This window comes from gamma proteobacterium symbiont of Lampromicra miyakona (assembly GCF_059730895.1).
Genome location: NZ_AP035932.1, coordinates 3301709 through 3314610 on the forward strand (window position 1 = coordinate 3301709; position 12902 = coordinate 3314610).

Below are 12902 nucleotides of genomic sequence, written 5' to 3' on the forward strand. Positions count from 1 at the left end.
TTACGTAAGCGGGTGTCGTGGTTAAAACGACGCTTTATTGCACAAATCCATTGACAAAAGAAGGCGCAAAAGGCATAGTCCTCGGCCTTTGATTTGTCCATATAGAACACATTTGGGAGTTGGACCTTGGCTAATATCAAATCAGCTAAGAAACGCGCCGTAACATCTGAGAAACGTCGCAAGCATAACGCGAGCAATCGTTCTATGATGCGTACTTTCATCAAGAAAGTATACGCGGCTATCGCAACCGGCGACAAAGCTGCTGCGCAGAACGCATTCAACGAAATGCAACCAATCGTGGACCGTCAGGCTGCTAAAGGTCTGATCCACAAAAACAAAGCTGCACGTCATAAAGCAAACCTGACTGCTCAGATCAACAAACTGGCTTAATCGCCGTCTGTTTATCGCTTTGTTAAAAGAACCGGCGCTTCGCCGGTTTTTTTATGCCTGCGATCCGTGGCTGAACAGCGCGCTGAAGTCGCGATGGCAAATGCGCTGCACCGCCGGATGCTGAATCATGCGCCCGGCAAAAATAACGTGATACTCCTCCATCACCGTCTCCAGCCTGCCGATCTCGCGCACGCTATCGTCACGGTAGACGTCATCTCCGTACAGCGTCGGTGCGACAAAGATCGCATTATTCTGCGCGCCAAACGCCTTCATCAGCGCCGCATCATCAAATTCACCGAGAATCTCAACCTGTAATCCCTGGCTGTGGATCCAGTTCAGCAGCTTGCGCCCCAGCATCGAACGCCGGCCGGGCAGCAGCAGGCGCCGCTGCTCCAGACAGGCCGGAAATAGCAGCTCAGGCAATGGCGCATTACACCAGAAGCTAACCGGACATTCGCCGAGCTTGACCGAAAACAGCCCGGCCTGCTGGGTTGAATCTATCGGGCAGTCGGAGAGGATCATATCCAGCTTATGCTGGCTGAGCTGCTCCAGCAGCATTTCATGCGTTGATTCAAAGCAGCGCAGCTGAATTTTCTCGCCGGCCATCACCACCGTTTCCAGCACCTTGCTCACCAGCTGTTTTGACAGCGCATCCGCCACGCCAACATCAAACAGCAGATGCGACTCCTTGCGGTAGTTAACGATATCGAGCATTTCCTGGCTGAGCATAAACATGCGATCGGCATAGCGAAACACCAGCTGCCCCAGCTCGGTGGGCACCAGACCGCGCCCCTGACGGCGAAACAGCACGCCATCCAGCTGCTCTTCCAGCGCTTTGATCTGGCCGGTTACGGTCTGCGGCGTGAGGCACAGCACTTCAGCGGCGCGCACCACCGAACCGGTTTTGCACACCTGCCAGAAGTAGTAGAGATGATTAAAATTGAGCTGATTCATACCATAAAGGAGGCTTGCGCCTCTCCTTATTAGCGCAGTTTGATGCGCAGCAGCGTATAACCTATCACCGCCGACAGCAGTGAACCGCTAAGAATGCCCAGCTTCGAGAACGTCACCAGCTGTTCATGCGCGGCGTCAAACGCCAGCGAACTGATGAAGATCGACATGGTAAAGCCGATACCGCACAGCACGCCGATTGCCATAATGTCGCGAATGGTGGTACTGCCTGGCAACGCCGCCAGCCGCAGCTTCACCGCCAGCCAGCAGAACAGCGTGATACCTAACGGTTTACCAATCAGCAGACCGAGGATAATGCCAAGCGGCTCCGGCGACAGCACATCGCCAAAGGTGATGCCGCTGAGCGAGATGCCGGCGTTGGCGAACGCGAACAGCGGCAGGATCAGCCAGTTCACCCACGGCATCAGTCCGTGCGCCAGGTGCTCAGCCGGTGAGTGTCCCTCTTTTTCCTCCAGCGGCACAAAGAAGCCCACCACGACGCCCGCCAGCGTGGCATGCACGCCGGACTTCAGTACCGCGGTCCACAGCACCACGCCCACCAGCATATACACCGCGATGTTGCGCACGCCGCAGCGATTGAGGATCGCCAGCAGCACGATAGCGCCGCCCGCCACGCTCAGCGACAGCACTGACAGATCGCTGGTATAGAACAGCGCAATAATCACGATGGCACCGAGGTCATCAATGATCGCCAGCGCCATCAGGAACACTTTCAGCGCCGCCGGTACCCGGCTGCCGAGCAACGCCAGCACGCCGAGCGCAAAGGCGATGTCGGTGGCGGTCGGGATGGCCCAGCCGTTGCGGGCAATGTCGTTATCGTGGTTGAACAGCAGGAAGATGAGCGCCGGTGCGACCATACCGCCCAGCGCCGCAATCACCGGGAAGATTGCGCGATCGCGGCTGGCCAGCTCGCCGCTGATCAGTTCGCGCTTCACTTCGAGGCCTATCAGCAGAAAGAACAGCGCCATCAGCGCATCGTTAATCCACAGCAGCAGGTTTTTGCTGATATCCAGCGCGCCGAAGCGAATCTGTACCGGCTCCGCCAGCAGGTTTTGATAGCCCTGCGCGGTGGCGGCATTATTGGCCAGCACCATCGCCGCCACCGCCGCCAGAATCAGCACCATGCCGTTGCTGGCGTCACTTTCGATAAAGCTTTTCAGCAAGCTTCGAATACTACGGGGTTTGTTCACAACTCCTCCTGAGCAGAGACATTTGGTGGAGAAGTTTAGCCGCTGAAACACCTCGTTAAAAGCAGCTTATGTCTCGTTTATTGCTCGGGATTTTCGAGTTATTCGCCAGGCGGGCGTATTGCAGCGGAGGGAGGACTGAAAGCGGACGGACGCAATACGTCGCTGGGCGCTAAGTCAATAGCGCGCCGTCAGGCCTGGTGGTTAGTGCAGGTCAGCAGCGTCACGTCATCCGTACGCTGCTGTGGCAGCGCATTATCGCCGGCAATCTCATGCTGGGCGCAGTGAGGCTGATGCGGATGCAGACCGCCTGGCGGTGAGAAAGGCTCAGCCATCTGGGCACTTGCCAGCGTGGAAAACGCCACAAGCGCTGTTGAAAGTAACAACGGTAGAAGTCGCATAATTTTTTGTCTTTTCACTATAACGGTCCGGAATGGACCAGGCATGCAGGTGATGATCCAGCCTGAGAGGTGGCAAACAGTGTTTTCCACGGTCAGTCAGGTTTCAGTGAAGGATTTTACGCCACTCAGGCGCAGGAATTTATAAAATCGTGCGGTTTATCACAGTTTACCGCACGATTTATGCATTATCCGACTTTAACCGGAATGTAAAAGGTGCCCTGCAACAAATCCGGCGTGCTGTAGCGGAGATCGAGCTTAATCAGGTCCTTGCCCGGCCGCCGCGCCACGCCGAGCGCAGGCAGATGGTTGTAGTACACCTCTGCGGTGAACGCATTGATCTCTTCCGGCGCGCCGTGCCAGTCAATCTCCGCATACAGTCCACTTTCACCAGTCCAGTTCTGTACATTGCCGGTCAGCACGTCGGCGTACTGGCTCTCCAGCGCCTGGAACAGACTGATATGCTGCTGATCGCTGGAGTTGACGCCCGGACTGAACTGAAAACCGAGCCAGCCACGCTGCACGTGCTGGCCGGCGAAGGCGATGAAATCACGCGTATGCTGCGCCACCACGTGATTGTGGTGATCAATGTATTCGCCGAAGCGGCACTCCCACTCGATCACTTCTCCACACAACTTCAGCTCCGGCTTCTCTGCCAGGCGCGCACTCACCCACTGCCGCTGGGTGGAGATGCGGCTGTGGAAGTCTTTCATCTGCATTTCCGGGATGCGGCGATAAGCGCCTGGCGTCATGGCGAAGTGGCTTTTAAACACCCGGGTAAAGTTTTGCTGATTATCAAAGCCAAACCGCACGGCGATATCAATTAGCGGCATGCTGGTCAGGCGCAGCGCCATGGCAGAGAGCGTCAGACGACGTTTGCGCGTGTACGAGGCCAGCGTCTGGCCGGTCATCTCTTTGAACATGCGCTGCATGTGCCACTTGGAGTAACCGGATTTCAGGGTAATCAGATCGATGTTGAGCTCGTCGGTCAGATTGGCCTCGATCCAGTCCACCAGATCGTTGATGTACTGTTTTTTCAGATTCAGGCTGAGCATTTTTTTTAATTGAATGGGTTGGGAAAGGCGGTGCTTTTGCGTAATCCGTCACATAAATATAACAAAATCGTATGGATAACGTAAGGAAGAGTAAAGACAGCGAGACGCGAAAAGCATTAATTGCTTAGGTAACTAACCTTTTATCGTCTTAACGGCATCGCATCATTAAGCAGTGATGTGCCTGCGCATAGCGGTGCGCATTAATGCGCCCCCTGTAAATCGTATCCGCAGGGGCGCTATTAATGGCGACCAAATGCTGGTCAATCTGATGGGCCGACACATGATCGGTGCGCATTAATGCGCACCCTGTGAAAATCGTGCATCACCTTGCTGGGTCGCCATTTATGGCGACCGATAACACCGGGCAGGCGTGCCTGCCCTCATCGACCACTTAGTGCGAACGCATGCCCGCTGCCGTCATCATCATACGAAACAGTGATGCCACCACGCCCAGTGCCAGCACGCTTGCGCCGTAGATGATTACTAACCACAGCACGCGCTTCCACCAGGGGGCTTTCGTTTCAGTGGGGTTGTTCATATTGCTGACCTCGGTTTGCATCTCAGTGGTATCCTTCGTCGGCTTTGATTTTTCCGCGGAACACGTAGTAACTCCAGAAGGTGTAACCCAGAATCACCGGAATAATCAGTAAGCTACCGACCAGCATAAAGGCCTGACTCTGCGGCGGTGACGCGGCGTCCCAGATGGTGATCGACGGTGGAATAATGTGCGGCCATACGCTAATACCGAGGCCGGAGAAGCCGAGAAACACCAGCGCCAGCGTCAGCAGGAACGGCGAGTAGTGCGCCTCACGCTTGATGGCGCGCACGATGCCCCACGAACACAGCAGCACCAGTACCGGCACCGGCAGGAACCAGAACAGATTAGGACGGCTGAACCAGCGGTGCGCAATCGCATCGTGAGTGAACGGCGTCCACAGGCTGATAATGCCGACAATCAGCAGCAGCGCGATCACCAGCGGCGTCGCCAGCGCGGACATCTTACGGTGCAGCTCATGCTCGGTTTTCATGATCAGCCAGGTACAGCCCAGCAGCGCATATGCCACCACCAGACCGACGCCGCAGAACAGCGGGAACGGCGCCAGCCAGTCCAGCGCCGAGCCGGCAAACTCGCGCCCTTTCACCGGGAAGCCGTCGATAATCGCACCGACCGCAACGCCCTGGCTGAAGGTCGCCAGCAGCGAGCCGGCAATAAACGATTTATCCCAGAACGCGCGGTGCTCTTCGGTGGCCTTAAAGCGGAACTCAAACGCTACGCCACGGAAAATCAGGCCAATCAGCATCGCGGTGAGCGGAATGGCCAGCGCATCGGCAATCACCGAGTAGGCCAGCGGGAACGCACCGTACAGACCGGCACCGCCCAGCACCAGCCAGGTTTCGTTGCCATCCCACACCGGCGCAACGGTATTCACCATCATGTCGCGCTCAACCGCATCTTTATTGAACGGGAACAGGATGCCGATGCCAAGATCGAAGCCATCCATCACGATATACATCAGGGTGGCGAACACGATAATGGCGAACCAGATAATGGAGAAATCGATCATTTATTTACCCTCCTGCGGTTCGTTCAGACTCTCATGGGCCGCAGAAAGCGGACGCGCAGGTGTTTTGCCCTGCCCCGGACCACCGTGGCGCACATCTTTACCCTCGCCGGTCAGCGGACCTTTCTTGATCAGGCGCATCATATAAACGTAGCCGACACCAAACACCGACGAATAGACGAGGATGAAGGCCAGCAGGCTGATGCTCATATGCAAATCGCCGTGCGCCGACACCGCATCAATGGTGCGCTGCACGCCGTACACCACCCATGGCTGACGACCAATTTCCGTGGTAAACCAGCCGGCAAGAATGGCGATCAGGCCGGACGGCCCCATCAGCAGGGCGAACCACAGGAACGGCCGGGAGTTATACAGCCGCTTTTTGTAACGCAGCCACAGGCTCAGCACGCCGAGGGTGATCATCAGCAGGCCCATGGCCACCATGACGCGGAACGACCAGAAAATCACCAGCGAATTCGGGCGGTCCTCTTTTGGGAAGCTCTTCAGCGCCGGGACCTGTTTGTCCAGGCTGTGGGTCAAAATCAGGCTGCCAAGGTACGGCACTTCCAGCGCATATTTGGTGCGCTCTTCATCCATATCCGGAATACCGAACAGAATCAGCGGTGTCGCTTCTCCCGGCGGGTTTTCCCAGTGGCCTTCAATCGCCGCAATTTTTGCCGGCTGATGCTCAAGGGTATTCAGGCCGTGCGCATCGCCGATCATCGCCTGAATCGGCGCAACGATCAGTGCCATCCACAGTGCCATGGAGAACATTTTGCGGATTGCCGGGTTATCGTTACCGCGCAGCAGATGCCACGCGCCAGACGCGCCAACAAAGAAGGCGCTGGCGAGGAAGGCCGCCACCGACATATGGAACAGGCGGTACGGGAACGACGGGTTGAAGACAATCTTGAACCAGTCCTGCGGCACCACGATGCCATTCTCTATGATGTAGCCCTGCGGGGTATGCATCCAGCTGTTGGACGCGAGGATCCAGAAGGTCGAGATGATAGTGCCGAGCGCAACCATGCAGGTGGCAAAGAAGTGCAGGCCCGGTCCAACACGGTTCCAGCCAAACAGCATCACGCCGAGGAAGCCCGCTTCAAGGAAGAAGGCGGTGAGCACTTCATAGGTCAGCAGCGGACCGGTAATACTGCCGGCAAACTGCGAGAAACCGCTCCAGTTGGTACCAAACTGGTACGCCATCACCAGCCCGGACACCACGCCCATACCGAAGTTAACGGCAAAGACTTTGGACCAGAAGTGGTAGAGATCGCGATAGGTCTCGTTACGGGTTTTCAGCCACATGCCTTCGAGCACCGCCAGGAAACTGGCGAGACCGATGGTGATGGCCGGGAAAATAATATGGAAGGAAACAGTAAAGGCGAACTGAATCCTGGCCAGGTGGAAGGCATCTAATCCAAACATTGCTTACCTCTTTGCCACAAGATTGCACCGAATTTTTACTTATAATTAACAAGTTTGACGCACAAAATTATTATTTCGTGACGTCGGAAGAGATTCACGCCAATTGTAAGGCAAGCGGCGAGAACAAAAAGAAACAGTGGGAATGGCTAAAACTATAACAGTATTTTTTGATTTCGATCATTGTTTTCACCAGAAACTACTTGTTTAAAATCACTAAGTTAAGGTTAAAGTCCGTGATTTATTGTGACAATCTTGTTATTAAGCAGAGCGAGAGGAAAAGGCGTTAATCTGGTAACTGGCTAATTTAGCTGTTAATTACTGCTCAAGACAAAACGGCAGAGGACCGCACCGTTACGTTACGCTGTAAAATTTCCTGCACAGTCGCCAGAAAGAAAGTTTGTTAATTAAAAGATAATTTTTATAGACCAAAAAGAAATTAATTTGCTGCCTTTCGGTGACATTCTGTGAGCCATCGCGCATTAACCCGCTGGGGCATGGCATTTGCCAGCGGCGTCAGGCTGTGCTTTGTTAAAGCAGCACAGTCCGGTTAATCAGCGAAGGAGAGGTTATGACCCGTCTTACCGCCCAGGATTTTCCCCAGGAACTGCTTGAGCTTTATGACTACTATGCGCACGGTCGCATCAGCAAGCGCGAGTTTCTCTCGCTGGCCGCGAAGTTCACCATCGCCGGCATGACCGGAGCCACCCTGCTCAGCGCCATGAGCCCCAATTATGCGCTGGCAGAGCAGGTGTCGTTTACCGACCCTGATATCAACGCCGAATACATTCACTACCCGTCGCCCCAGGGACATGGCGAGGTACGCGCTTATCGGGTGCGCCCGACTCACGCCAGCGGCAAGTTGGGTGCCGTGGTGGTGGTACACGAGAATCGCGGCCTGAATCCTTACATTGAAGACGTGGCGAGACGGGTCGCCAAAGCGGGCTATGTCGCGCTGGCGCCGGATGGCTTAAGTTCGCTGGGCGGCTATCCGGGCAATGATGAAGAGGGCCGTGCGATGCAGGCTAAAGTCGACCCGACCAAACTGATGAACGATTTCTTCGCGGCGGTCGATTTCCTGATGCAGCATCCCGAGGGGAACGGCAAGGTCGGCATCACTGGCTTCTGTTATGGCGGCGGCGTAGCCAATGCGGCGGCAGTGGCGTTTCCTGAGCTGGCCTGCGCCGTGCCGTTCTACGGCCGCCAGCCAAAAGCGGAAGATGTGGCGCGCATTCAGGCGCCGCTGCTGCTGCACTATGCCGCGCTGGATAAAGGCATCAACGAAGGCTGGCCAGCCTATGAAGCCGCTCTGCAAGCCAGCCACAAAACCTATGAAGCGTATATTTATCCCGGCGTGAATCACGGCTTTCACAACGACTCAACGCCACGCTATGACAAAGCCGCCGCCGACCTCGCATGGGGTCGCACACTCGGCTGGTTTGAGAAATATTTGCACGCCTGAGCCTGGCGCGCCGCGACGGCACTCACGCCGTCTGCGGCGCTTTAATGATGCGGTGGACATTGCTTTCCAGCCAGTCGGCGAGGCCGATGACCTGCCCTTCCACCTCATGGCCCAGCGCCGTCAGCCGGTACTCCACGTGCGGCGGCACCACTTCATAGGCGATACGCTCAATGAAGCCATCCTCTTCCATGTAGCGCAGCGTCTGCGCCAGCATGCGTTCACTGATGCCACCAATCCGGCGGCGCAGTTCGCTGAAGCGCAGCGTTTCAGCGCGCAGCGCCAGTAACACCAGCACACTCCAGCGGCTGGTAATCCGTTTTAACACTTCACGTGACGGGCAGTTCACATTGAGCAATTCACCACGGGAAAATTTATCACTCAGGTTTTCAGCCATTTACATCACTCCGCTCAAACTAACAAATCTGTAAGTACTTACTAAAAGTTAGTTTATCTCGTAGGCTGTTTCCATACCAGTTCAACCTGAGGAAAAACACCATGATTGCGATAACCGGAGCCACTGGCCAACTGGGCCGTTTAGTGATTAATGCCTTGCTGAAGAAAGTACCGGCCAGCGAGATCATCGCGCTGGTACGTTCACCGGAAAAGGCGCAGGACCTGCAGGCGCTCGGCGTCGCGCTGCGTACCGCGGATTACAACCAGCCACAGACGCTGCACAGCGCCTTTGCCGGCGTGCAGAAAGTGCTGCTGATCTCCTCCAGCGAAGTGGGCCAGCGCGAAGCCCAGCACCGGGCGGTGATTGATGCCGCCAAAGCGGCAGGCGTGTCATTTATCGCGTATACCAGTCTGCTGCATGCCGACACCTCGCCGCTGGGTCTGGGCGTCGAACACCGCGCCACCGAAGCGCTGCTGCAGGCTTCAGGCATCCCTTATGCCCTGCTGCGTAACGGCTGGTACAGCGAAAACTATGCGGCCAGCATCGCACCGGCGTTAGCGCATCATGCCTTTATCGGCGCGGCGGGCAACGGGCGCATCGCGTCGGCGGCGCGCGAGGATTACGCTGCCGCGGCGGCAGAGGTGATCAGCCGTGACGATCAGGCCGGCAAAGTGTACGAACTGGCCGGCGATGACAGCTATACGCTGGCAGAATTCAGTGCGGAGATCGCCCGCCGGTCCGGCGAACAGGTGGAGTACGTTAACCTGCCGCCTGCGGAATTCAGCGCGGCGCTGATCGGAGCCGGTTTACCTGCGCCGCTGGCCGAACTGCTGGCGGATTCCGACGCCGGTGCCGCTCAGGGTGCCCTGTTCGACGACAGCCACACGCTCAGCAAACTTATTGGCCGCCCGACCACACCGTTCGCCGCGGTAATTAAGGCCACGCTGGCAAAGTAAGGCGCTGATGGCGCCCTCACCTGCGGTGAAATCCGGGGTGAGGGCGACGAAACCCCCTCTTTTCCCCGTCTCGTTTGCCATCAAATGATCAACCTCTTCCCGCTTTTTTGCCGTCATCACTGACGATTTTCTTATTTACAGATAATTCTGCTCATTTATTTAAAGCTTCATCTGAAACACTGCTTTCAATTCCTGAAATATAGGGCGTTGTATTCGCTGAAAAAAGCCTTAAATAGCCGATCAATCGACAAGATTTATTACGTTCATAGATATTTCGCATTGTTGTCTCATCGGGTCAGAGATCTATAATTTGTCCTTTGAGCAACCAGGCAATTTCAGGAGGCCGCTATTAATACTAACCACCAGCAACGTCAAGCTTTCGGAGAACACGAAGCCCATGCTGATCTGGGGTATCAATACGATCCTCACGAGTTTATCCGCGAAGGTATGCAGGATTCGGAGCCGGAACCCGAGCTGATTGAAGGCCTGCCTGCGCCTGATGCGCTGACGCCTGCCGATCGCTATCTGGAGCTGTTTGAGCACGTGCAGACGTCACGTATTTTTGCCGACAGCAAAACGTTTCCGGACTGCGCGCCTAAATTCGATCCGCTGGATATTTTAATCCGCTATCGCCGCCGTAAACGCTCGGCGGAGTTCGACCTGGAAAAATTTGTCCACGAGCATTTTTATTTACCGCAGGTCAATGAGTGTTTTTATGTTTCCAATCCGGATAAAACCCTGACGGAACATATTGACGATCTGTGGCCAGTGTTAACCAAAATGCCGCAGCAGCATTTACCGCATTCGTCATTGCTGCCGCTGCCGAAGCCCTACGTGGTGCCCGGCGGGCGTTTTGGTGAAACGTATTACTGGGACTCTTATTTCAGCATGCTGGGACTGGCCGAAGCGGGCCGCGACGATCTGCTGCGTCATATGGCGGACAACTTCGCCTGGCTGATTGACAACTACGGTCACGTGCCGAATGGCAATCGTACCTATTACCTCAGCCGCTCGCAGCCGCCGGTATTCGCGCTGATGGTCGAGCTGTTTGAAGAAGACGGCATTCGCGGCGCGAAGCGCTATCTTGACCAGCTGATGAAAGAGTATCAGTTCTGGATGGACGGGGCCGGCGAGCTGATGCCGCATCAGGCCTATCGCCACGTGGTGCGCATGCCGGATGGTTCGCTGCTCAACCGCTACTGGGACGATCGCGACACGCCGCGCGATGAATCGTGGATGGAAGATGTGGAAACCGCCAGCAAATCGCGTCGCCCGGCCAGCGAGGTCTATCGCGATCTGCGCGCCGGTGCCGCTTCCGGCTGGGATTACTCCTCACGCTGGTTGCGCGATCCGCAGCGTCTGTCCAGCATTCGCACCACCCAGTTTATTCCGGTGGATCTGAATGCGTTTCTCTACAAGCTGGAGCTGATGATCTCGACGCTGGCGCACGCGAAGGGCGAAGAACTCACCGGCCTGGCGTGGCAGAAGAAGGCGGATGCGCGCAAGCAGGCGATCCATCGCTATCTGTGGGACAACACCGCAGGTGTGTACCGCGACTACGACTGGCGTCGTGAACGCTTTGGTGCCTTTACCGCAGCGGCGGTGGTACCGCTGTTCCTGGGGCTGGCTTCACCCGAGCAGGCGCATTTGCAGGCGGTGGCGCTGCGCCAGCTGCTGCTGACGCAGGGCGGGCTGGTGACCTCCATGGTGGAGAGCGGCGAGCAGTGGGATAAACCCAACGGCTGGGCACCGCTACAGTGGATGGCGGTGGTCGGACTGAATAACTACGGTGAAGAGACGCTGGCAACCGAGATTGCGGTCAACTGGCTGACCACGGTGAAGAATTTCTATTCGCTGCACCATAAGCTGGTAGAGAAGTACGATATCAGCGGCGATCGCGCCCGCCCGGGTGGCGGCGGTGAGTATCCACTGCAGGACGGCTTCGGCTGGACCAACGGCGTCACCCGTCGCCTGCTGGCGATGTACGGGCATTTGCTGGCGGACTGATAATGCGGTTGGGCGTGGTAGCAGGCGGGAAACTGCGGTCTGATGTGGGATGCTGCGGCCTGATGCCCTCACCCTGGCCCTCTCCCACCGGGAGAGGGAAACGCTGCCATATGTGATTAATGAATTAATTGTTCACTCGATCGGTCCCCTCTCCCGCAAGCGGGAGAGGGTTAGGGTGAGGGGAAAAAACGCACTCCCCCTTAGTTCCCCTGCAAAAACGCCAGCAGATCCGCATTCAGCTGGTCCTGATGCGTCACCGCAAAACCGTGCGGGCCATTCTCATACACTTTCAGCTGCGAACCCGCAATCATCTCGTGCACCAGCTTGCCGGTGGCTTCAAACGGCACCACCTGGTCGTTACTGCCGTGGATCACCAGCGTCGGCACATCCACTTTGGCAATATCCGCACGGAAATCCGTCTCAGAGAACGCGGTCACACAATCCAGCGTACCTTTCAGCGACGCCAGCAGCGCAATGTTCAGCGTCTGCGTCAGCACCCCATCGGAAACCGTCTGGCCCGCGTTGGTGCCGTAAAACGGCGTGGCGAACTCTTTGATAAACTGCGCACGATCCTTCAGCAAACCCGCTTTGATCCCGTCAAACACCGCTGATTCCACCCCTTCCGGGTGATCGTCGGTTTTACCAAAGATCGGGGTGACGGCGCCCAGCAGCACCAGTCCTTTCACTTTCGCGGTACCATAACGACCGATGTAGCGCGACACATCCCCGCCGCCCATCGAGAAGCCCACCAGCGTCACCTCATCCAGCTGCAGGTGCTCGATCAGGCCGTGAATATCGTCGGCAAAAGTGTCGTAATCGTAGCCTTCCCACGGCTGATCGGAGCGACCAAAGCCGCGGCGGTCAAACGCGATGACGCGATAGCCGCGCTCGGCGAGGAAGTTGAGCTGGCTGTCCCACATATCGGCATCCAGCGGCCAGCCGTGGCTGAACAGCACCGGCTGCCCCTTGCCCCAGTCTTTGAAGTACAGGTTTACGCCGTCTTTAGTCTTGAATGTGCTCATGTTTTTTCTCCGTTAGTCAGTGATGTTGTGTCTGGCAATCAAACTAGCGTGGGATGCTGGAAAAACCTAAAG

General features: G+C 56.4%; 13 protein-coding genes. 4 read left to right on the plus strand and 9 right to left on the minus strand.

Translation table 11 applies throughout. From position 1 onward, the window contains the following. Window positions 1-126: 126 nt before the first annotated feature. Window positions 127-390 (plus strand): 30S ribosomal protein S20, encoded by a 264-nt coding sequence (rpsT, locus tag AC6I8P_RS15495; protein ID WP_013507813.1) that lies wholly within the window; start codon window positions 127-129, stop codon window positions 388-390. Window positions 391-441: 51 nt separating this feature from the next. On the opposite strand, the gene nhaR is transcribed toward rpsT, so the two are convergent. The 7 genes from nhaR to AC6I8P_RS15530 form a co-directional block, all read right to left on the minus strand. After that, entirely contained in the window at window positions 442-1344 is a 903-nt protein-coding gene (nhaR, locus tag AC6I8P_RS15500) for a transcriptional activator NhaR (RefSeq protein ID WP_275026399.1), read from the minus strand. A 29-nt stretch (window positions 1345-1373) separates the two neighbouring features. After that, the gene (nhaA, locus tag AC6I8P_RS15505) at window positions 1374-2552 is read right to left on the minus strand and encodes a Na+/H+ antiporter NhaA (RefSeq protein ID WP_058770638.1); all 1179 of its coding nucleotides are present in this window, start codon (window positions 2550-2552) and stop codon (window positions 1374-1376) included. 188 nt (window positions 2553-2740) lie between these two features. Next, window positions 2741-2884 carry a hypothetical protein gene (locus tag AC6I8P_RS15510; RefSeq protein ID WP_164861030.1) on the minus strand — a complete coding sequence of 48 codons (144 nt, stop codon included), beginning with the start codon at window positions 2882-2884 and terminating at the stop codon, window positions 2741-2743. Window positions 2885-3135: 251 nt separating this feature from the next. Next, a complete protein-coding gene (locus tag AC6I8P_RS15515) occupies window positions 3136-4002 on the minus strand; it encodes a helix-turn-helix domain-containing protein (protein ID WP_058780419.1) in 867 nt (288 codons plus the stop codon). A 391-nt stretch (window positions 4003-4393) separates the two neighbouring features. Then, window positions 4394-4561 (minus strand): DUF2474 domain-containing protein, encoded by a 168-nt coding sequence (locus tag AC6I8P_RS15520; protein ID WP_021507606.1) that lies wholly within the window; start codon window positions 4559-4561, stop codon window positions 4394-4396. A 1-nt stretch (window position 4562) separates the two neighbouring features. Further along, window positions 4563-5567, minus strand: coding sequence for a cytochrome d ubiquinol oxidase subunit II (gene cydB, locus AC6I8P_RS15525; protein WP_021507607.1), 1005 nt, complete (start codon window positions 5565-5567; stop codon window positions 4563-4565). Next, window positions 5568-6992: a cytochrome ubiquinol oxidase subunit I gene (locus tag AC6I8P_RS15530; protein WP_125308900.1), complete on the minus strand. Its 1425-nt coding sequence runs from the start codon at window positions 6990-6992 to the stop codon at window positions 5568-5570. A gap of 568 nt (window positions 6993-7560) precedes the next feature. On the opposite strand from AC6I8P_RS15530, the gene yghX reads away from it, so the two are divergent. Continuing rightward, window positions 7561-8451 (plus strand): YghX family hydrolase, encoded by an 891-nt coding sequence (yghX, locus tag AC6I8P_RS15535; protein ID WP_021507609.1) that lies wholly within the window; start codon window positions 7561-7563, stop codon window positions 8449-8451. A 22-nt stretch (window positions 8452-8473) separates the two neighbouring features. On the opposite strand, the gene AC6I8P_RS15540 is transcribed toward yghX, so the two are convergent. Next, window positions 8474-8845: a winged helix-turn-helix transcriptional regulator gene (locus AC6I8P_RS15540; protein ID WP_021507610.1), complete on the minus strand. Its 372-nt coding sequence runs from the start codon at window positions 8843-8845 to the stop codon at window positions 8474-8476. Window positions 8846-8946: 101 nt separating this feature from the next. Between AC6I8P_RS15540 and AC6I8P_RS15545 the strand changes: the two genes are divergently transcribed. Both AC6I8P_RS15545 and treF read left to right on the plus strand, forming a co-directional pair. Further along, on the plus strand, window positions 8947-9801 hold the full coding sequence (locus AC6I8P_RS15545) for an SDR family oxidoreductase (RefSeq protein WP_498030721.1): 855 nt from the start codon (window positions 8947-8949) through the stop codon (window positions 9799-9801). A 348-nt stretch (window positions 9802-10149) separates the two neighbouring features. Beyond that, window positions 10150-11808 carry an alpha,alpha-trehalase TreF gene (gene treF, locus AC6I8P_RS15550; protein WP_498031171.1) on the plus strand — a complete coding sequence of 553 codons (1659 nt, stop codon included), beginning with the start codon at window positions 10150-10152 and terminating at the stop codon, window positions 11806-11808. 200 nt (window positions 11809-12008) lie between these two features. Here treF and AC6I8P_RS15555 read toward each other — a convergent pair whose 3' ends face one another. Beyond that, window positions 12009-12830 carry an alpha/beta fold hydrolase gene (locus tag AC6I8P_RS15555; protein WP_010616452.1) on the minus strand — a complete coding sequence of 274 codons (822 nt, stop codon included), beginning with the start codon at window positions 12828-12830 and terminating at the stop codon, window positions 12009-12011. Between the last annotated feature and the right edge of the window lie 72 nt (window positions 12831-12902).

Coding starts and splice junctions, on each gene's coding strand:
- nhaR (WP_275026399.1), bottom strand. CDS start 1,344: ATGAATCAGCTCAATTTTAATCATCTCTACTACTTCTGGCAGGTGTGC.
- AC6I8P_RS15510 (WP_164861030.1), bottom strand. CDS start 2,884: ATGGCTGAGCCTTTCTCACCGCCAGGCGGTCTGCATCCGCATCAGCCT.
- AC6I8P_RS15515 (WP_058780419.1), bottom strand. CDS start 4,002: ATGCTCAGCCTGAATCTGAAAAAACAGTACATCAACGATCTGGTGGAC.
- AC6I8P_RS15520 (WP_021507606.1), bottom strand. CDS start 4,561: ATGCAAACCGAGGTCAGCAATATGAACAACCCCACTGAAACGAAAGCC.
- cydB (WP_021507607.1), bottom strand. CDS start 5,567: ATGATCGATTTCTCCATTATCTGGTTCGCCATTATCGTGTTCGCCACC.
- AC6I8P_RS15530 (WP_125308900.1), bottom strand. CDS start 6,992: ATGTTTGGATTAGATGCCTTCCACCTGGCCAGGATTCAGTTCGCCTTT.
- yghX (WP_021507609.1), top strand. CDS start 7,561: ATGACCCGTCTTACCGCCCAGGATTTTCCCCAGGAACTGCTTGAGCTT.
- AC6I8P_RS15540 (WP_021507610.1), bottom strand. CDS start 8,845: ATGGCTGAAAACCTGAGTGATAAATTTTCCCGTGGTGAATTGCTCAAT.
- AC6I8P_RS15545 (WP_498030721.1), top strand. CDS start 8,947: ATGATTGCGATAACCGGAGCCACTGGCCAACTGGGCCGTTTAGTGATT.
- AC6I8P_RS15555 (WP_010616452.1), bottom strand. CDS start 12,830: ATGAGCACATTCAAGACTAAAGACGGCGTAAACCTGTACTTCAAAGAC.